The 22,662-nt window shown below is 41.5% G+C and carries 10 protein-coding genes; 7 read left to right on the plus strand and 3 right to left on the minus strand.

The window, feature by feature from the left end:
* The 5 genes from ACT8YW_RS10790 to ACT8YW_RS10810 all read left to right on the plus strand — a co-directional run.
* The coding region (locus ACT8YW_RS10790) for a Holliday junction DNA helicase RuvB C-terminal domain-containing protein (RefSeq protein ID WP_444104888.1) at positions 1-473 on the plus strand (473 nt) is incomplete at its 5' end.
* A gap of 62 nt (positions 474-535) precedes the next feature.
* Positions 536-1,312 (plus strand): dienelactone hydrolase family protein, encoded by a 777-nt coding sequence (locus ACT8YW_RS10795; RefSeq protein WP_444104889.1) that lies wholly within the window; start codon positions 536-538, stop codon positions 1,310-1,312.
* A gap of 30 nt (positions 1,313-1,342) precedes the next feature.
* Positions 1,343-2,839, plus strand: coding sequence for an oligosaccharide flippase family protein (locus tag ACT8YW_RS10800; protein WP_004298043.1), 1,497 nt, complete (start codon positions 1,343-1,345; stop codon positions 2,837-2,839).
* A 2-nt stretch (positions 2,840-2,841) separates the two neighbouring features.
* Complete coding sequence (locus tag ACT8YW_RS10805) at positions 2,842-4,197, plus strand: TIGR00341 family protein (protein ID WP_004324224.1); 1,356 nt, start codon at positions 2,842-2,844, stop codon at positions 4,195-4,197.
* 19 nt (positions 4,198-4,216) lie between these two features.
* Positions 4,217-6,358, plus strand: coding sequence for a S46 family peptidase (locus ACT8YW_RS10810; protein WP_004302969.1), 2,142 nt, complete (start codon positions 4,217-4,219; stop codon positions 6,356-6,358).
* 28 nt (positions 6,359-6,386) lie between these two features.
* Here ACT8YW_RS10810 and ACT8YW_RS10815 read toward each other — a convergent pair whose 3' ends face one another.
* Entirely contained in the window at positions 6,387-7,253 is an 867-nt protein-coding gene (locus ACT8YW_RS10815; RefSeq protein ID WP_004302970.1) for a DMT family transporter, read from the minus strand.
* 143 nt (positions 7,254-7,396) lie between these two features.
* Here ACT8YW_RS10815 and ACT8YW_RS10820 point away from each other — a divergent pair, with 143 nt between their 5' ends.
* Positions 7,397-10,051, plus strand: a complete 2,655-nt coding sequence (locus ACT8YW_RS10820) for a glycoside hydrolase family 78 protein (RefSeq protein WP_444104890.1) — start codon at positions 7,397-7,399, stop codon at positions 10,049-10,051.
* A gap of 21 nt (positions 10,052-10,072) precedes the next feature.
* Here the strand turns inward: ACT8YW_RS10820 and ACT8YW_RS10825 are convergent, their stop codons facing one another.
* Entirely contained in the window at positions 10,073-14,125 is a 4,053-nt protein-coding gene (locus tag ACT8YW_RS10825; RefSeq protein ID WP_444104891.1) for a two-component regulator propeller domain-containing protein, read from the minus strand.
* Between the two features lie 233 nt (positions 14,126-14,358).
* Between ACT8YW_RS10825 and ACT8YW_RS10830 the strand changes: the two genes are divergently transcribed.
* Entirely contained in the window at positions 14,359-17,967 is a 3,609-nt protein-coding gene (locus ACT8YW_RS10830) for a glycoside hydrolase family 38 N-terminal domain-containing protein (RefSeq protein ID WP_444104892.1), read from the plus strand.
* Positions 17,968-18,404: 437 nt separating this feature from the next.
* Here ACT8YW_RS10830 and ACT8YW_RS10835 read toward each other — a convergent pair whose 3' ends face one another.
* Positions 18,405-22,661, minus strand: coding sequence for a glycoside hydrolase family 2 TIM barrel-domain containing protein (locus tag ACT8YW_RS10835; RefSeq protein ID WP_444104893.1), 4,257 nt, complete (start codon positions 22,659-22,661; stop codon positions 18,405-18,407).
* Position 22,662 lies beyond the last annotated feature (1 nt).

Below are 22,662 nucleotides of genomic sequence, written 5' to 3' on the forward strand. Positions count from 1 at the left end.
ATGATATTTTGAGCAATATCATTCGTCGTTCTGCGTCCATACTGGATGTGCCTTGTTCGGTACGTGCAGCATCGGAGATCGCTTCCCGTAGCCGCGGAACGCCCCGTATTGCCAATGCCTTGCTCCGTCGGGTACGTGATTTTGCGCAGGTGAAAGGCTCCGGTTCTATTGATACGGAGATCGCCCAGTTTGCATTGGAAGCACTGAATATTGATAAGTACGGCCTGGATGAGATAGACAACAAGATACTTTGCACCATTATAGACAAATTTAAAGGTGGTCCGGTAGGTATCACTACCATTGCCACGGCTTTGGGAGAAGATGCGGGAACCATTGAGGAAGTTTACGAACCTTTCCTGATAAAAGAAGGATTTATGAAGCGTACTCCCCGTGGACGTGAGGTGACCGAACTTGCCTATAAACATTTGGGAAGAAGTCTTTATAACAGTCAGAAAACGCTGTTTAATGACTAACATAAAGCGTCATGTGACAAGTGGTATTAACGGTATAAAAGAACTTTATAAAGCATAGTTGGATGATGAAGCAATGGACTACTTTACTTGTTTTTCTCTTTTTGAGCTTGTCTTTATCGGCTCAACAGGAATATGGGAGGGATATTTTTGTCTCTTCTAAAGGAGACTCTTTACCTTATCGGATGATTCATCCCGAATCGGTGAAGCCAGGTGAAAAGTATCCGCTCATACTGTTTCTGCATGGAGCCGGCGAACGGGGAAATGATAATGAGAAACAGTTGACTCATGGTGGACAGATGTTTCTTAATCCGGTCAATCAAGAGAAGTATCCCGCTTTCGTTCTAATTCCACAGTGTCCGACAGACGGTTACTGGGCTTATACAGGACGTCCGAAGTCGCTTATCCCTACAGAAATGCCAGTGGGACAAGAGATCAGTCCTATATTGCAAACGCTTAAACAGTTGCTCGACTCTTATCTGGTAATGCCCGAAGTGGACACACAACGGGTTTATATTATCGGTCTTTCAATGGGAGCGATGGGAACGTATGATTTAGTCGTGCGTTATCCGGAGATTTTTGCAGCTGCAGTTCCTATTTGCGGTACAGTCAATCCAAGTCGGCTATCGGTTGCCAAGGATGTGAAATTTCGTATCTTTCACGGAGATGCGGACGATGTAGTTCCGGTGAAAGGTTCTCGCGAAGCGTATAAAGCACTGAAAGCTGCCGGTGCAGATGTGGAATATATTGAATTCCCCGGTTGTAATCATGGGAGCTGGAATCCGGCTTTCAATTATCCCGGATTTATGGATTGGTTGTTCAAACAAAAGAAGAAACGTTGAACCAATCTGAATGATAATCACTAATAAAACATGGCTGGACTAAAATCATTAGCTAAAGATACGGCAATTTATGGGTTGAGTAGTATTGTCGGACGGTTCCTTAACTACATGCTGGTGCCTTTGTACACAGCGGTATTGCCGGCTTCCACCGGAGGTTATGGAGTTGTTTCAAACGTATATGCGTTTACAGCCCTGATGCTTGTACTGCTTACGTTCGGTATGGAAACGGGTTTCTTCCGTTTTGCCAACAAATCGGGAGAAGACCCGATGAAAGTATATGCCAACTCCTTGTTATCGGTAGGAGGGGTATCTTTGATTTTTGTTTTCCTTTGCCTGTTATTCCTGCAACCCATTTCCAATTTACTGGATTATGGCGATCATCCGGAGTTTATAGCGATGATGGCTGTTGTGGTAGCTTTAGACTCTTTCCAATGCATTCCTTTTGCCTATTTACGGTATAAAAAGCGGCCTATTAAGTTTGCTGCTATCAAACTGCTCTCTATCGTTGGTGGCATCGGTTTGAATTTATTTTTCCTATTGGTGTGCCCGTGGCTGAATGTACATTGTCCGTCAACTATCTCCTGGTTTTATGATCCGGATTATTTAGTGGGATATATTTTTATTAGCAACCTGATTATCTCGGTTGTTCAGATGTTCTTTTTTATCCCGGAACTGACGGGGTTTGCTTATAAGTTGGACCGGGTATTGCTGAAACGAATGGTCGTATATTCTTTCCCGGTATTAATCTTAGGTTTGGTAGGTATTCTAAATCAGACTGTGGATAAGATGATCTATCCGTTTCTTTTTGAAGACCGGCAGGAAGGGTTGGTGCAATTGGGTATCTATGCAGCAACCAGTAAGATTGCGATGGTGATGGCAATGTTTACGCAAGCTTTCCGTTATGCTTACGAACCGTTTGTTTTTGGCAAAGACCGAGAAGGAGACAACCGGAAGATGTATGCCGCTGCGATGAAGTATTTCCTTATATTTTCCTTGCTGGCTTTCCTTGCTGTCATGTTCTACCTCGACTTGTTGCGTTATCTGGTGGCAAGGGGTTACTGGGAAGGTCTGGGGGTAGTAGCCATTGTAATGCTTGCAGAGATCTGTAAAGGGATCTATTTCAATCTTTCCTTTTGGTATAAACTGACGGATAAAACCTATTGGGGGGCCTATTTCTCGGTGATTGGTTGTGTTATTATTGTTGTATTGAACATCCTGTTTGTGCCGGTTTACGGTTATCTTGCTTCGGCATGGGCTTCTGTTGCGGGCTATGCAGTCATCTTGTTGCTATCCTACTGGATAGGACAGAAAGAATACCCGATTCATTATGACTTGAAGAGCCTCGGACTTTATGTTCTGCTGGCAGCGGTACTTTACGTTATTGGAGAGCAGGTTCCTATCCCTAATATAGTGCTCCGTCTCGCTTTCCGTACCGTACTCTTATTGCTGTTTATAGCCTATATTATCAAAAAGGATTTACCATTGAGTCAGATTCCTGTTATTAATCGATTTATAAAGAAGAAATAACTATGAAGACAGATGAACGTAATAAATTTGCTATCAAGTCCTTTCTGGGAGAATATCTGGACTTGAGAAAAGATAAGGATAACGAACTGGCCACAGTGGATTCTATCCGTAAGGGGGTAGAGTTCAAAGGTGCCAATTTATGGATTCTGATCTTTGCCATATTCATGGCATCACTCGGATTGAATGTGAACTCCACTGCCGTTATTATCGGTGCCATGTTGATTTCTCCATTGATGGGACCTATTATGGGAGTAGGACTGTCTGTCGGACTGAATGACTTTGAATTAATGAAACGCTCTTTGAAGAGCTTTCTCATAACGACTGCTTTCAGTGTGACTACGGCAACAATCTTTTTCCTTCTTGCCCCTATTGCCGGTTCACAGTCAGAGTTGCTGGCACGTACATCGCCCACTATTTATGATGTATTCATCGCGCTTTTTGGTGGTTTGGCAGGTGTCGTGGCTCTCTCTACCAAGGAAAAAGGAAATGTGATTCCGGGTGTTGCCATTGCTACTGCATTGATGCCGCCGCTTTGTACGGCAGGTTACGGACTGGCTTCCGGTAATCTCATTTATTTCCTGGGTGCTTTTTATCTTTACTTTATCAACTCTGTTTTTATCAGCCTAGCTACTTTCCTCGGTGTTCGTGTGATGCATTTCCAACGGAAAGAGTTTGTGGATAAAACCCGTGAGAAGACCGTACGTAAATACATCGTTCTGATTGTAGTGCTTACCATGTGCCCTGCAGTTTATCTGACATTTGGAATTATAAAGAGCACTTTCTATGAAGCAGCAGCCAATCGTTTTATAAACGATCAGTTGAGCTTTGAGAATACGCAGGTACTTGATAAGAAAATTAGCTATGACCATAAAGAAGTACGGGTTGTTTTGATTGGTCCTGAAGTGCCTGACGCTTCGATATCTATTGCTCGTAGCAAGTTGAAAGAGTATAAGCTGGAAGATACGAAACTGATTGTATTACAGGGGATGAACAATGAAGCGGTAGATGTATCTTCTATCCGTGCCATGGTCATGGAAGACTTCTATAAAAACAGTGAGCAACGGCTTCAACAACAGGCGGTGAAAATTTCCCAACTGGAGACAACACTGGAGCAATACAGAACGTACGATGCTATGAGTCGTACATTAGTACCCGAATTGAAGGTGCTTTATCCTTCCATCACAACTTTTTCCATCGCTCACTCGCTCGAAGTGCGGGTCGATTCGATGAAGACGGATACGGTGACATTGGCTGTCCTTAAATTCGCCAGACATCCGTCTGTTGCTGAAAAAGAGAAAATCAGCGAATGGCTGAAAGCCCGCGTAGGAACGAAGAAGTTGAGGCTGATTACAGAATAATGAATCTAAAAATAATAATATGAAGTTCAGACTAACCGTCTTGATAGTCTTTTCTCTCTGTCTGTCGAATGTATTTGCCGATGAGGGAATGTGGTTGTTGGGAAATCTCCGAAAGAATAAACAGACTGACCGGGTAATGAAAGAACTTGGTTTGCAGATGCCTGTGAATAAAATATATGATCCGAAGAAACCATGTCTGGCAGATGCTGTTGTCAGTTTTGGAGGCTTCTGTTCAGGAGTGGTGGTTTCTGAAGACGGTCTGGTGTTTACTAATCATCATTGTGGCTTTAGCAGTATTCAACAACATTCTTCAGTGGAGCATGATTACCTGAAAGATGGCTTCTTTGCACGTAGTCTTGAGGAAGAACTGCCGAATCCGGAATTGTATGTTCGTTTCCTGCTTCGTACGGAAGATGTTACTAAACGCGTATTGTCTGCCGCCCGGCATGCTAAAACGGAAACAGAACGCCGTGTGGCTGTTGATTCGATTATGAATGTAATCAGTATGGAAGTCTCCGAAAAGGATTCTACATTGACTGGTATTGTAGATGCTTATTATGCAGGGAATGAATTCTGGCTTTCTGTTTATCGTGATTATAATGATGTCCGCCTGGTTTTTGCACCTCCTTCTTCTGTCGGGAAGTTCGGATGGGATACGGATAATTGGATGTGGCCGCGTCATACGGGCGATTTCAGCGTATTTCGTATCTATGCTAATGCCAAGAATGGTCCGGCGGATTATTCTCCTGAAAACGTCCCTTATCATCCCGAATATGTAGCACCCATTTCTTTGGATGGATACAAAGAAGGTTCTTTCTGCATGACGCTTGGCTATCCGGGCAGTACGGAACGTTACCTTTCCTCGTATGGTATCGAAGAGATGATGAATGGAATCAATCAGGCAATGATTGATGTACGGGGAGTGAAACAAACCATCTGGAAACGGGAGATGGACCGTCGTCCGGATATTCGCATTAAGTATGCTTCAAAATACGATGAAAGCTCCAATTATTGGAAGAATAGCATCGGAACGAATAAAGCCATCAAGCATTTGAAAGTGTTGGAAAAGAAACGGGTGGCTGAAGCAGCGCTTCGTAACTGGATTCAGTCTCATCCGGAAGAGAGAGAAAAACTGATTCGTTTATTCTCTTCTTTAGAGTTGAGTTATAGTAATCGCCGTGAAACCAATCGTGCGTTGGCTTATTTCGGTGAATCGTTTATAAATGGTCCCGAGTTGGTGCAACTTGCTCTTGAAATTCTCAATTTCGACTTTGAGGCGGAAGAGAAGTTGGTGATAACCCGCATGAAAAAGTTACTGGAGAAGTATGATAATCTCGATCTTTCCATTGATAAGGAGGTTTTTGCTGCCATGCTCAAAGAGTATCAGTCGAAAGTGGATAAAAAGTTTCTGCCTGCTATGTATGAGAAGATAGATACGCTCTACAACGGGAATATTCAGACCTATGTAGACTCTTTGTATGCAACTTCCAATATAACGTCTCCTAAAGGCTTAAAACGCTTTCTGGAGCGAGATACTACTTATAATCTCATAGAGGATCCGGCTGTTTCCTTAAGTCTGGATTTGATTGTGAAGTATTATGAGATGAATCAAAGCATTTCCGAGGCTTCCGAGCAGATAGAGGAGGGGGAGCGTTTATTCAATGCAGCCATGCGCCGGATGTATGCTGATCGTAATTTTTATCCGGATGCCAACTCTACCATGCGGCTTAGTTTCGGAACGGTTGGAGGATATACTCCTTTTGATGGAGCCACTTATGATTACTACACAACCGTGAAAGGCATTTTTGAGAAAGTGAAGGAACATGCGGGTGATATTGACTTTGCCGTTCAGCCGGAGTTGTTGAGTTTGCTTTCTTCCGGTGATTTCGGAAGATATGCCAATGCGCAGGGAGATATGAATGTTTGTTTTATCTCCAACAATGACATTACAGGTGGTAATTCCGGCAGTGCCATGTTTAATGCCAAAGGAGAATTACTAGGCTTGGCTTTTGATGGCAACTGGGAAGCAATGAGCAGTGATATCGTATTCGAACCAGATTTGCAGCGTTGCATCGGGGTAGATGTGCGGTATATGCTCTTTATCATAGAGAAATACGGTAAGGCAGCCCATCTTATTCAGGAATTAAAAATGGGTCGATGAAGTAAATATTCCGATGAAACCGCATTTTTTATCGTTTTAATATAATAACGATTACAGCAGCGATAATCAGTGCAATACCTACACCAATGCTTGTGGTGAAGGCTTCCCCGAAAAGAAAGATACCTACGCATACAGCAGTTACCGGCTCCATAGCTCCCAACACAGAGGTGAGTGTGGAGCCGATGCTTTTTACGGCTCTTACTAGAGCAAGATTAGAAACTACGGTAGGGATTAAAGCTAATAGAATCAAGTTACCGGCAGTATGCCATTCGCTGATGGGTTGAAGCTGGCTGATGGTTTCCGTTCCGATAAAAAGGAGAATACCTCCGAAAAGGAATACGTAGAAAGTAAGCAGTAGCCCCTTCATCTGTCCAATTTTTAGTTGGCTCATTGTGACGAGATAAAGCGCATATCCGAGTGCCGACAGAAGAACAATGAAAAGTCCCAGGAAAGAAAAGCTCCCCGTTTTTGTATCTCCGCCGGATAAGAAATAAACTCCTGCCACTGCGGATGCAATGGCAGCGATCCGCCAGCCGGACTTCTTTTCTTTAAAGAAGAGCATCATGATTAACGTGGTAAGCACCGGATACATGAAATGAATAGTGGTGGCAACTCCGCTAGCCATAAACTTATATCCCCAGAACAGGAATACGGCAGACATTAAATAAAGAAGCGCAAGAAGAAACAGGGAAGGAATGTCCTGCCTCTTGATGCGAAATGATTGACCATTCACCAATAAGATTCCGCCTAACGCCAGACAAGCAAACAGGAAACGATAGAAAAGTATCGATTCAAATTGCATCCCTGCTTGCATGGCAGGAATGGTAAATAGAGGGATAAGTCCAAAAGAAGCCGATGAAAGCAGCCCATATAGTAAACCATTAACTTTATTCATAGTCAAGTATATATTCGGGCCGCAAAGATATAGCTTTTTTGAGGCAAGTAGATAAAGCGTCCATACAATATTTTTCGTAAATTAGCACGCGATGTAAATATGGCATCCGATTGAAAGAAAATACAAACTAATTTTTGGATAAAATGAAACGATTGACACTATTACCGGGATTACTATTTTTAATGCTGCAAGCAGCATTTTCACAAGAGTCAGGCAGCTGTAAACCTGTGAATCTGGTTTGTGACTATTTGGTGAATCCCTTGGGAATAGATAATCCTGCTCCCCGGTTATCATGGATGCTGAATGATGCTCGAAAAGGAGCACGACAAACAGCCTGTCAAGTCATCGTAGACAAAGACTCTCTTGAATTGATTGCAGGGAAAGGAACTATCTGGGATTCGGGCAAAAAGGACTCCGAACAGATTCTGATTACCTATTCCGGACAGGAACTTCGTCCTTTTACCAAGTATTATTGGAGAGTGAATGTATGGGATAAGGATGGAGTGAAATCTTCTTCGGATATTAATAGTTTCGAAACGGGCATGATGGGGATGGAACACTGGCAAGGGGCTTGGATTAGCGATAACAAAGATATTAATTACCGTCCTGCTCCCTATTTCCGGAAAGTGTTTGATGCACGAAAGAAGATACGGTCGGCAAGGGCATATATTGCCGTAGCAGGTTTGTATGAACTGTATATCAATGGTGAGAAGATTGGAAACCACCGGCTGGACCCGTTATATACCCGGTTTGACAGGCGTAATTTCTACGTCACTTATGATATTACTTCCCAAATACAGAAAGGGAAAAATGCGATTGGTGTGTTGTTGGGCAATGGATGGTATAATCATCAGTCAATGGCCGTGTGGGACTTTCATCGTGCACCTTGGCGTAACCGTCCTGCTTTCTGTATGGATGTGCGGATTACTTATGAGGATAGTTCCGTTGAAGTCGTTTCTACGGAGCGGGACTGGAAAACTTCATCCGGCGCATTGATCTTTAATAGCATTTATACAGCCGAGCATTACGACGCCCGTTTGGAACAGAAAGGCTGGAATACCGTGAACTTTGATGATTCTAAATGGAACGGAGTAGGATATAGGGCTGTTCCTTCACAGAATGTGGTGTCACAACAAGTGCAGCCGATTCGTGCAGTAGAAACGATCCCCGTAAAAAACTGGAAGAAACTTAATGACACAACGTATGTATTCGACTTTGCCCGCAATATGGCAGGAGTCACCCGCATTAAAGTCTCCGGGGAAGAGGGAACTGTAGTGAGACTGAAACATGGTGAGCGGTTGTATGACAACGGACGAGTGAATACGTCAAATATTGATGTGTATCACCGCCCGGTAGACAACTCCGATCCTTTTCAAACGGACATCCTCGTTTTGAGTGGAAAGGGAGAGGATGAATTTATGGCACGATTCAATTATAAAGGTTTCAGATACGTGGAAGTAACAAGCACTAACCCCCTTGTATTGAATGAGAATAATCTGACAGCTTACTTTGTGCATAGTGATGTTCCGCAGAAAGGGACGATTCATACTTCGAACGTACTTATCAACCGTCTTTGGTGGGCTACAAATAATGCCTATTTGTCCAACTTGATGGGGTATCCTACCGACTGTCCCCAGCGTGAGAAGAACGGATGGACAGGCGACGGTCATTTTGCTATTGAAACGGCATTATACAATTATGACGGTATCACTGTTTATGAGAAATGGCTTGCCGACCATAGAGATGAGCAACAGCCTAATGGTGTACTTCCCGATATTATCCCTACAGGAGGCTGGGGATATGGTACGGATAATGGACTGGATTGGACAAGCACTATTGCCCTTATTCCATGGAATATTTATATGTTTTATGGCGATCATAAACTGTTGGCAGACTGTTATGAAAATATAAAGCGGTATGTAGACTATGTGGATCGCACCAGTCCGACCGGATTGACCTCATGGGGAAGAGGAGACTGGGTGCCTGTTAAATCACATTCTTCCAAGGAACTGACCTCTTCTGTCTATTTCTATGTGGACACCAAAATACTTGCCAATGCCGCAAAGATGTTTAATAAAACGGAAGACTATAAGTATTATTCTGCTCTTGCCAATAAAATAAAGAACGCGATTAATGACAAGTTTCTGAATAGAGAAATGGGCATTTATGGTAGCGGCGTTCAGACGGAACAGAGCGTTCCTTTGCAATGGGGCATTGTTCCCGAAGAGTTGAAGAGAAAAGTAGCCCGGAATCTGGCAAAACAGGTGGAAGCAGCCGGCTTTCATTTGGATGTAGGTGTGTTGGGCGCAAAAGCTATATTGAATGCGTTAAGTGAGAACGGTGAAGCTGAAACGGCTTATAAATTAGCTGCACAAGACACTTATCCATCATGGGGCTGCTGGATCGCCAATGGTGCTACCACATTACTGGAGAACTGGGATTTGAATGCCACACGTGACATATCGGACAATCACATGATGTTCGGTGAAATTGGCGGATGGTTCTATAAAGGATTGGGTGGAATCTTCCCCGACCCCGAAAATCCCGGGTTCAAGCATATTCTTCTTCGCCCTAATTTCCCCAGTGGATTAAATGAGTTTGAGGCCAAACATCAATCACCTTATGGAGAAATCTGTTCTAAATGGGAACGTAAAAAGAATCGTATTATCTATCATGTAACTGTTCCGGCAAACAGTACTGCTACATTTTATGCACCCGACAATGTGAAGGGAGAGCGTGTAGTAAACTTGGAAGCGGGAGAACATGTACTGGAATTGCTTCCAGTACATTCAAAGTAACGAATAGGGCAAAACAGCCCGTTATAGTTCGGTACTCCCTTTTACTACACTTTCTTTTTGTTGTTCCCTGTATTGCCGTGGTGGCATACCGAATCGTAAAGAGAACACCTTGTAGAAGGTTCCCCGATTGGTGAATCCTGTTTTGTCCATGATTTCTTCAATAGTGAGATTCTTTGTCAATAATAGACGTTCAGCCACAGTGAGACGATATTCTTTGATGATGTCTGCCGGTGATTTTTCCGTTATCGGCTTTAATTTCCGGTAGAACTGGCGGGTGCTATATCCTAATTCGCTGCTCAATAACTCTACAGAAAGTTCCGGATTTTCGATGTTTTTATCTATAATTTCTATTACTTTATTCAGAAAGTCCTGATCTTCTTTGTGTATGCAATTTCCATTTTCTATCTGAAAAGCACTGAATGCTGAATTATAATATTCTTTTAATTCGGATTTCCGCTTTATCAGTCGATAAACAATCTTTTCCAGGTATTTTACGTTGAAAGGTTTGGTGACGTATGCATCTGCCCCTGAATCAATACCTTTCACTTGATCGTCCTCATGATGGAGAGCAGACAGAAGAATCAATGGTATATGGCTCCACAACTTATTTTGTTTAATATGATGGGTAAAAGAAAGACCATCAATTTCAGGCATCATCACATCTGAAATGATTAAGTCCGGTTGTTTTAATTCCAAGCTGGCTAAAGCGTCCTTAGCGTTACTGAAAGATAATACATTGTATTTATCAACAAAAATCTCCGAGACAAACCAAAGCATGGAAGGATCATCATCAATAATCATAACCGTTTGCTTCGAAACGTCGAAATTCGTAATGGTCTTTTCCAGCTCTATAGGCTCTATGCTGATCTTTAATTGTCCTGTCTGATATACTTCTTGAGATTTTTCCTGTTCTGTCGGCGATAGTTTTGGTAAAGTGACAATAAATGTAGTTATTTCGTTGGGGATACTTTCAATGGTTATCTCACCATTCAGTAGGGTTACCATACTTTTGCATATGGCTAGTCCAAGCCCATTTCGTGAGTTTTTCCCGTTTAATTCGACAGAATCCAGAATCTTGTAACGGTCAAATACTTTATTCAGGTTTTCTTTTGCTATACCTTTTCCGGAGTTTGATACGTGTAGGGTTAATTGTTGATTTTCTATCTTTAATCCGACAGTGATATGACCTTTTTCCGGAGTATACTTAAAAGCATTGGATATTAGATTATTGGCTATCTTGTTGAAACAACTGATATCTGTATTCCATTCAATTCCCGGTTCGATCTCCAACCGGTAATTCAGCTTTTTATTTTCAGCTAATTCCTCAAATGACTCTACTATATTTTGAAGTTTGTCTGATACAGGCAATCTTTGAATAGAAAGGGTTTTATTGCCGGTTTCCAGTCTGCGAAATTCTAGTAGTTCCAAAATTAAGGCATTCAGTTTCTCTGCATTCTGTTGTATCATTTTTGCATACCTGTGGATGTATGAATCAGATTGCGGGTAAGCAAGTATCTTTTCGCATGGACCGTAAATCAGAGTTAACGGTGTGCAGAATTCATGCGTAATATTGGTAAAGAAGCGTAGTTTGGATTCGTAGATTTCTTCTTTCTTTTCCCGGTTCATCTTTTCAATGATACGATATTGTCTGCGTCGATATTGCCGGATAAGTAGATAAATAGAAGAAGCACAAAACAATGAAATCAAAATGAAATAAAGGATATATGCCCAATTACTTAAATACCAGGGAGGAGTGATCTGGATAAAAAAAGATTGAGGTTCACACTCTTCTCCATTGATGTTGTTCTTATATTTTACCAGTAATGTGTATTGTCCCGGTGAAAGATTAGAAAATACGGCACTAGAGGATGTGCCACTCTCTATCCATTGGCTACTGACTTCGTTCAATTTGTAATAGTAGGAATAATTATTTCCATTAATATAATCGACTGCCATGAAATCAATATGAAAGAAGTTCTGGCTATAATCTAGTTGGAGGATCGTTTTTTCTTTTTCTTCATATAGAAAGTCATGGATGTTATATTCTTTTCCGAAGATGGATAGTCTTTTCATACTTATTTGAGGCATGTAAGTTGCCATATTGTAATCATTGGGCTTGATAGCAACAAATCCGTTTGTCCCACCAAAAAATAAAGTTTCAGTTGGTATGTCTTTATAAAAAGCCCCATCGCTGAACTCGGTAACTTCCAGTCCGTTCTTTCTGTCGTACGTCTGACCGGTATGGGTCTTGGGATTGAATCTCACCAATCCCTGATTAGTACTTATCCAGATATTATTTTGTTGATCTTCCAACATGCCGTGTGCGGTATTTTTTGAAAGCAACTCAACTTTATTATGATGTTGTGAGTCTTCTTGATTGAAGTGAAGTAAGCCTGAACTGGTGGCAAACCAATATCCATTTTCGTTCTTGTAGATGGCAAAGATATCATTGGCCATCTGGCTATTTACAATATTATCGAATTTGTATGGAGTAAACTTTCCGGTTTCGAGATTAAGCCGATGTGCCCCGTATCCACGGTTCCCAAACCAAAGTATCGAGTCATTCTCCTGAAAAGAAGTAAAGAAGTAGTTAGAAGCCAGGCGACCGCCATCCAAAATAATTCTTGTTGCCGATTTAACGGTGGGAGCAATCCCATTTTTATTCAGAATAATTTTTACAATACCTTCGCCAACGGTAGATACCCATAAAGTTGTGTCATTCAGTTCATGAATGGAATGTACATACTTCACTTTTTTACCATCTGCTGTTACTGCAAATGTTTTTAATTGTTTACTTTTGTATAAGTAATAGTTGATGCCATTTTCCGTACCAATCCATAGTTTGTTCATGGAGCCGGGCGCAAAGCAATAGACTGCATTATCGGTTAAGGTGCTGTTATTGATAGAAATATGCTCGAAAGACGTTGATGTTCCGTTTTCTGTGGAATATTCTTTGAGTCGTAGTATTCCTCCTCCCTTAGTTCCTATCCATAAAGTTTGTTCATTGTCGTAATAGACAGCGCGTACGGGATTGTTAATTTGGTATACAGGAGTATCGAGCAGTGTGTTGGTGATTGAGAAAGTATCATTAAAATACATATATACTCCTTGCCCGTCGGTTCCTACCCAAACAATGTCCTGATACTTGTCTTTCATTAAGCAGAAGATACCGGAGTGTATTTCGGTAGACTGTATCTGGTACTTGATTTTCTGATCGGACATATATTTCAGAACGATCAAACCGCTACTTTTGAAACCTATATAATAATCATTCTGCTGTTTGATAATAGAAGAAACCTCTCCGCGCTTTTCTATTTCCGTCTTAAGATCTGCTATAAAATATTGTTGCTGATTGTTGAAGTCATATTCATACAGTGAGTAAGTCTCGTCGATGAAATAGACTAATTGCCCTTCGGGGAAGGCCCATCGTAGTTTTTCGGAATGTTTGAAGAAGTGATTGGGGGTTAGAGAGAGACCTTCTTTTGTTTTATTTATCTGATAACTGCGATTGTCGTTGTTGGAAGTAAACACCCACAGTATGTTGTTTGCATCGATAGTGGTAGATAATATGTACTCGAATGCAGGTTGGGGGACTTCCAGTTTTCGGAATGTTCCTTTTTCTTGTTGGTAATAATAGAAATACCCGTCATCTTTTAAGGTAAAAAGCTCGTTATCCTTGCTTTTGGTCATAAACCTGTTATCCTTGAATTCAACAAAGCTCTGACTTGTTGTTTTTTTTAGATCCAATCGGTCGAGTCCATAATTTGTTTGTATCCATAATACGTCTTTTCCAGTTTCCATAAAGTTATTAATCAGGTTTCCTGATAGTAACGTTTTAGAGGAATTAGGTGGGTTGTATGCGTGTATGCTGTTTCCATCGTATATATTCAGGCCATCGCATGAGCCAATCCAGATGACTCCCTGATTATCTTGGTATAGGGAAAGAATAGCACTGTTGGATAATCCATCTTTGTTAGAGAATTGTCGTAAGCTATATGCATGAGTCATATATGGGAGACAACTTAGGATACCAATGATCCCTAAGAGTCTGGAAATAATGTGTTTGCTTCTCATATCTATTTACTTAGATTAATTTGGGTAGTGCAAATATAAAGAATAATCATACAATATGACAGGAAAAAATGGAAAAAGGGATTATGATTTTCTGACATTTTAGTCCGTATAATAGCCATAGGGGCATTTGCTTACTTTTCTGGCATAAATATATAGTCTTTTTTACATAGACCTGCCTATCTTTGTTTCCAGGCAAAAAAAACTAACATTCAATTATAATAGAAGTTTTACTTATGAAATTATCAACTATCTTATTAGCTTTTGTACTACTTGACGCGGGCAATGTATGTGCACAAGAGATGAGGCCGGAAAAGAAGGCGACGGCCTACATGGTGGCAGATGCCCATTTGGATACTCAATGGAATTGGGATCTACAAACCACTATCAAAGAATATGTTTGGAATACCTTATCACGCAACTTGTTTTTGCTAAAGAAGTATCCCGACTATATTTTTAATTTTGAAGGAGGAGTGAAATATTCATGGATGAAAGAATATTATCCTGCCCAATATGAAGAGCTTAAAACATTCATTCATTCGGGACGCTGGCACGTTAGTGGTAGCAGTTGGGAGGCGTCGGACGTGCTGGTGCCTTCTATCGAATCATCTATCCGTAATATTTTGCTAGGGCAAGAATATTACCGGCAAGAGTTTGGAGTAGAGAGTACTGATATTTTCCTTCCGGACTGTTTTGGCTTTGGCTGGACACTGCCAACGATAGCCAAACATTGTGGTCTTATCGGTTTCTCTTCGCAGAAGCTGGATTGGCGTACCAATCCTTTTTATGGCAAAAGTAAACATCCTTTCACGATTGGAGTCTGGCAAGGAGTGGATGGTTCTTCCATTATGCTTGCGCATGGATATGACTATGGTAAACGTTGGAATAACGTAGACTTGTCCGCGAATGAGGAATTATTGAATCTGACCGGACATACGCCTTTAAATACGGTATATCGTTATTATGGTACAGGTGATACGGGTGGTTCTCCTTCACTGGGATCTGTCAGCTCTGTGGAGAAAGGGATTAAAGGAAATGGGCCATTGAAAGTAATCAGTGCAACTAGTGACCAACTGTTTAAAGACTATCTTCCTTATGATAAACATCCTGAATTGCCTGTGTTTAATGGTGAACTATTGATGGATGTACATGGAACAGGATGCTACACCTCACAAGCCGCCATGAAACTTTACAATAGACAGAATGAATTATTGGGAGATGCTGCGGAAAGAGCTGCTCTTGCGGCAGACTGGCTTGGTATAGCCGACTATCCGGGAAATAGCCTGACTGAATCGTGGAAGCGTTTTATTTTCCATCAATTTCATGACGACCTTACTGGTACGAGTATTCCCCGTGCTTATGAGTTCTCTTGGAATGACGAACTTCTTTCGCTGAAACAGTTCTCCGGAATACTGACTACTTCTGTTGGGGCTGTTTCCGAGAAGTTGGATACCCGTGTCAAAGGGATTCCTGTGGTCTTTTATAATGCATTGGGTTTTCCTGTGACGGATATTGTGGAAGTGTCAATTGAAACGTCCAAGTTACCGAAAGGTGTTAGTGTCTATGATGCGGCAGGTAAAAAAGTAGCCTCTCAATTACTTTCTTACCAGGATGGGAAGATGAATCTGCTAGTGGAAGCAACTGTACCTCCTACGGGATATGCCGTTTATGATATTCGTCTTTCTGGCTCCCGGGAGCAAGAAGCCTCATCTGTTGCTGCTACTGTTTTAGAGAATTCTGTTTATAAGATCTCGTTGAATAAGTATGGAGATATCACCTCTTTATTTGATAAGAAGAATAATAAAGAACTGATAAAGACCGGAAAATCAATTCGTCTGGCTCTTTTTACAGATAACGAATCCTATCACTGGCCCGCATGGGAAATCATGAAAAAGACAATTGACAGTACCCCTGTTTCCATAACGGAAGATGTGAAGATGAATATCATTGAAGATGGGGCTTTGCGCAAAACTATCTGTGTGGAGAAGCGTCATGGCAAATCATTATTCCGCCAATATATCCGCCTTTACGAAGGCGAACTGGCTGATCGTATCGATTTTTATAACGAAGTCGATTGGCAGTCTTCTAATGCTCTTTTGAAAGCAGAATTCCCTTTGAATCTTGATAATGAGAAAGCTACTTATGATCTTGGCATTGGTAGTGTTCAGAGAGGTAATAATACGCTGACTGCTTATGAGGTTTATGCGCAATATTGGGCCGATTTAACTGATAATACAGGTAAATATGGTGTCTCTATCATGAATGACAGTAAATATGGTTGGGATAAACCTGATAATAATACGTTGCGTCTGACATTACTCCATACTCCTAAAACAGTCGAACACTATTCTTATCAGGATCGTCAGGATTTAGGTTATCATACTTTTACCTATAGCCTGATACCTCATATTGGTGCTTTGGATAAAGCGCAAATCGTTAAGGAAGCCGAAGTGCTGAATCAGCGCATTAAGGCTTTTACAGCAGAGAAACATTCAGGCACTTTGGGCAAAACATTTTCCTTTGTTTCTTCAAACAATGATAACGTCGTTATCAAAGCTTTGAAGAAGGCGGAAAGTTCGGACGAGTATGTCGTACGTGTATATGAAACTGGAGGCAATTCACCACAGAATGCGGTACTTACTTTTGCTGGTACTATAATAAGTGCTGATGAGGCGGACGGAACAGAAAAAAGTCTTGGTAGTGCAGTTTTTAAAGGCAATCAGCTGGAGGTTGCTATCCAGCCTAACAGTATCAAGACTTACAAGCTTCGTTTAAGCACTGGTAAGAAAGACCGGATGAAATTCGAACAACTTCCTCTTGACTATAATCACAAATGCTTTAGTTGGAATGAGTTTTGTGGAGAAGCCAATTTTGAGTCAGGCTATTCTTACGCAGCAGAATTGATTCCTGCTGAAATGACTGTTAATCGTATTCCTTTCCGCTTGGAGACGAAAGAGGAAATGAATGGTATGGCATGCAATGGAAACACGTTGAAATTGCCTGCCGGGCATACTTATAACCGTTTGTATATTCTCGCTGCTGCGGCAACTGCCGAGAAGGATGCTCAAGGTGCATTTCTTGTGGGTAAGAACCGTCAGGAAATCATAGTACCGTCTTATACCGGCTTTATCGGCCAATGGGAGCATACAGGGCATACACAGGGGTATTTGCAAGATGCGGAAGTAGCCTATATCGGTACACACCGCCACTCTACCATAGGCGATCATGCTTATGAATTTACTTATATGTTTAAATTTGCCATTCATATTCCTGCCGGAGCTACTGAAGTGGTTCTGCCTGACAACAAGAATATTGTCATCTTTGCCGCTACGCTTGTAGATGAACCTTATGCTCCTGCTAAAGCAGTATCTACTTTGTTCCACACTGCAAATAAGGAGAATAAATGCATATCGGAAACAGCAGAACTAAAGGTTAATTTGTTGCGACCGGAACATATCATAACGTGTACGGGATATGCTAATGATAAAGAGAAACCGGCTTCTCTCATCGACGGAGATGAGAATACTAAATGGTGTGATATCTCTATGCTCCCTAATTATGTTGACTTTGATTTGGGGGAAGAGAAAGAAATCAGTGGGTGGAGAATGATTAATGCTGCCCAGGAAAGCTATTCTTACATAACGAGCAATTGCTTCCTGCAAGCTAAGAATAATCCGAATGAGGAATGGCGTACATTGGATTTTGTAACCGGTAATAAGCAAAACGTAATCAATCGATCTTTAAGTAAAACTGAAAAGGTGCGTTATTTACGTCTATTGGTTACCCAACCCGTACAGGCTGCCAATGGAAAAGATACACGAATCTATGAATTTGCTGTATTTTAGTAAAAGAAAAACAGTTTTCGTGTAGTTGTTTGTATTGTCTACCCTTCACCAAATCCTTGATTCATAAAAGATATAAGGATAGGTGAAGGGTCTCTTTATCCTTCCCTCAATCTATTAATAGAAAAGTTGTTATCTCCTTATTGCAAACTTCCTTTCCCTTAATGGCTAAGTTGCTTTTGATTAAGAACAAACTATAAATGAAAGTTCTGATTATATAAATGCAAGCTTTGTTTTTATAATTGCAACTTGCGTTTATAAAAACAAAACTTGCATTTATAGTTTACGGTAGGTCAAGAAAAAGTTTGGTATTAGAGCAAAGTAACTTTGTCTCTAATACCAAACAACTTTTCTATTAATACTTTATAAGAGAAGTAATAGGAGCTTTGACAAGCTTGCGCAAGGAAGAAAAATCCTTGCGCAAGTTGACCGATATCATACTATTCGGCTGTCAGGATTTCCAGCTCTGATACAGCGGCTTGCTTACCACCGTCTGCTGCGGATAATGCCTGAAGTTTCACATAACGTGCTTGTTGCGGGGTAAATTCTACCATTTGTGTTTCTTTGGAATTCTTAAAAGTTCCTGAAGCAATAGCTTTACTCCATTCTTTTCCGTCACGACTAAGGTATATCTCATATTTTGCGATTCGTCCTTCGGCAGAATCTTGTCGTGGAGTATACTTAATACCTTTTACCTTAGCTTCCTTAGGGAGTGATACTTGTATCTCGTGTGGATAAGGTGCCAGATAGTATTGGTTGTGTACAGTGCGCCAATAAGTGTTGATATCACCGTCAGCTGCAAATTTCATACTATTATCCGCATCACTGTCTACATAAACTACACGTTGTTTGCCTTCAGATACGCCCGACAGGTTTCTGGTGATATTTACGTTTAGTTCAGCAGCCGAAGCCCAATCTCTGCCACTTATTTCTGATAAGGCAATGAGCTTGAAATAGCGGGCTGTAATCGGTTCTTTCAGTGTAACCACTTGTGTGGAGGATGAATTGGCAAAAGCACCTTTTACCTTGCCTTCCCAGTTTTTACCATCCTTACTGAAATAAAGTTCATAATCTTTGATGCGTCCGTTAGCAGAATTACGTGGAGTATAGATGAACTTATCCACTTCAAGCAGAGAAGCCATATCTACCACGATCTCATGTGGATGCTTGGCTACCGGTGACGACCAACGGCTGTGCCAGATGGTAGTTGGATCACCATCAATAGCATTACGCGCTTCTTCACCATTGTTTTCACTGCTAACCGATACAATCTTCCATGAAGAACGGTCTACATATATAGGAAATTCCACAGACGTTGTCAAGCTTTTCCCTAATTTTTCAGAGGTTGCGTATGCCTGTACTTTTCCACCTGAGATAAACTCAATAGGAGTTGTATAAGTTGTGAATTCTCCACCATTCAAGCTATAATAGATCGTAGCATCTGGGGTATTAGTCTTTAATTGCAGGTATCCGTTGTTGTCTCTATCTATCAAAACAGGCATACATACCGGCATTTGCACACGTGCCTTTTTCATCAGCTCATCTTGCATATAACTTCTTTCCAACGGCATCATGATAAAACTGAATACTGTAGGTTGGGAGAGGAGCTCGTATTTTCTCATCGGGCCCGGGCCACAGCTACCATTCCCCAATGGACGATGTTTGGCATCCAGACAAAGAACTGTTTCTTTGCGCATTGGTATTTCGTACTTGTGTACCAGTTTTCTAAGATTGGTGGAGTCTACCATGTCCTCTGCCCTTACATGCATAGCAGAAGCTGACATCTGATCTCCGGCTACAAAAACAAATCCCATACCGTCGAAGTTGGTGACTGATATCCAGCGTATATCTTCATGATTACCCATTTCCTGTGGTTTGATGTAATTTACCCACTGATTGGATACCAGGTCTTCATATACACCTACATAAGTAGCGTCTTTACGGTCTACATAGTTCTCTAATGGTCCACGGCCATACCAACGCATCCGTTCGAAACCTTCAGGCAATTCCATACGGTAACCCACACGTGGAATGATTTCTCCGTTTACAGCCGGAACAATGGTACTATTCACCAGAATAGAGCCATCAGGGGCCACAGAATATTCCATTTCTGTTTCAAAGTCGAAACCAATTTTACTTCTATATGTAGTTTTGATTTGCAGGATTACCTTGTTGTCTTCCTGTTTCACTTCCCATTTACCAGCTTCCGAAAGCATGTTACACAATCCTTTGCGTTGCCAGTCTCCATCTATCTGTCTGTCGTTATCGGTAGGAGCGCGGAATACGTTTAGTTCTAGTCCCTTGCTGATTAAAGATACTCCGTTGAGCGTATAGGCAGAAAGAGTTCCTGTTTTCTGTGAGAAGGTTGCCTCGAAGTTCTGGCCCTTCACGATGTACGCATCATTGGTTTCGGTCAAGCTGATTTTTCCTTTACCTGCTTCAAATATAGGTTTGGCACTGTCAGATAGTTTAAACTGTTCCGATGCTACTTCATAACCGGCTTTTTCCCAGTCTGTATCGTTCTTCAGACGGAAGCTGAAATTGATGAAATATTCGGCTCCCGGCACCTTTTTCACTTGTGCGTCGGAGATCGTGATGGTTTTACTTTCCTGTGCGTCCAGGTCCAGTTCTTCCAGATTTCCAGACAGAATCACTTTTCCGTCTTCTTTAATCTCATATCTTCCATAAAGATCATTTAAGCCTGCATGAAATCTTTTATTGGTTATTTTATAGTTTCCGTTACCTTCAGCTGTAACGCTGATTGGCTGATGTATTTTCTTTACTTCATAAGATTTGGCAGAAAGAGTACGGTCGGCAAAGATGACTCCGTTTGTACAGAAGTTACCATCATTCGGCTTGTCGCCAAAATCTCCTCCTACAGCCATATAATAACCTTTACCATCAGGTGTTGGCATCTGGATACCTTGGTCTATCCAGTCCCAGATAAAACCACCGAGAAGTGCCGGATAACGTTCGTATGTTTCCCAATATTCCTTGAAGTTACCGATTGCATTTCCCATGGCATGGGCATATTCACAAACTACGTGCGGTTTTACGGTTTCGCCTTTCTGTGCTTTTTCAAGACGTTCTTTTCCTACGCCTTCCAACCATTGTACGTCAGAGTACATCGTACTGGTTACGTCGCAGAAAGAACTGTTTCCTTCATAGTGCGTAGGACGGGTGTTGTCCAATGCCTTGACTGCTGATACAGCCGACTGGAAGTTGGTTCCGTTTCCTGACTCGTTACCCATCGACCACATTACGATGGAAGCGTGGTTCTTATATCTTTTTACCTGGTTCTCATTACGTTCCGTAAAGGATTTCTTCCAGGACGGTTCACTGGACAATTCCATCAATCCGTGGCATTCCACATTCGCTTCAGCCATAACATAGATACCATATTTATCACATAAATCATAGAAATAAGGATTGTTGGGATAATGTGAAGTACGTACGGCATTTATGTTCAATGACTTCATCAATTGCACGTCTTTCTCCATTTCTTCTTTCGAAACGGTTCGACCATTCAGAGGACTATTGTCATGTCTGTCCACTCCTTTGAATAAGGTTGATTTTCCATTAATCAGCATTTGTCCGTCTTTGGTGAATTCAATCTTACGGAAACCGACTTTTATGCTGCGGATATCAACGGTTTTACCTTTTTGTTTTAATGAGAGGGTCAGATTATACAGATTGGGAGTTTCTGCTGTCCATTTCAGTGGATTGGACACTTCAAACTGCATTTTGTTTGTACCCATTTTGGCCTGCATGGATTGCGTTGTGATCTCTTTACCGTCTAAAGTGGTAATTTTTGCAAGGATTTCGCTGTTGCTCTTTTTACCGGTAATTGTAACATCCAGAGATACTGTTGCATTTTTATATGCTTGATCCAGGTCTGTACGGAAGAAGAAATCTCTGATCTGTGTTTGGGGAGCAGACCATACAAACACATCTCTGAAAATACCACTGAAACGCCAGAAATCCTGACACTCCAGATAACTACCATCTGTGAAGCGGTATACTTCTACTGCCAACACATTTTTGCCCGGTTTCAGATAGGGGGTCAAGTTAAATTCGGCAGGTAGATAACTGTCTTCCGAATATCCTACCTTCTTACCGTTTACCCAGATGTAGAAACCTGCCTCTACACCGTTGAAGCGAATAAATACATCTCTTCCTTTCCAAGAATCGGGTAAAGTGAACTCCCGGCGGTAGCTACCTACCGGATTAGGCATAGAAGCAAAGGTGTAGTCTGCCGGACGGGGCTGGATAACGTTAGGCCATTGCACATGTCTCCAATCGCAGAAAGGATAAATGGTATTACAGTATAATGGTTTGTCCCAGTTTTTGTTATTGCGTACAGCTTCGATTTGCCAGGTTGCGGGTACTTTGATATTGTCCCATTGGCTTACATCATAACCGGGTTGATAAAACTCCTGTGGCCTGTCTTTGGGATCGGCTACCCAATGAAATTTCCAGGTACCGTTTAGGGTCATGTAGTAGGGTGACTCTTCGGTTACTGATGTGGTGGCTTGCTGTTCATCGGCAAAGGGAATGGCGATTTGGCAAGCCTCTTCTTTATTAACTCCTGAGATGTATTCATTATCCCATTCAGGACGTCCTTCTTTCTGCGCATTGACAGTTAAAGGCGTGAGTAAAAGTGCAATTAGTGCACTGGAGATTGTTTTTCTTCTCATA

This window comes from Bacteroides sp., from assembly GCF_052357945.1.
GTDB lineage: Bacteria > Bacteroidota > Bacteroidia > Bacteroidales > Bacteroidaceae > Bacteroides.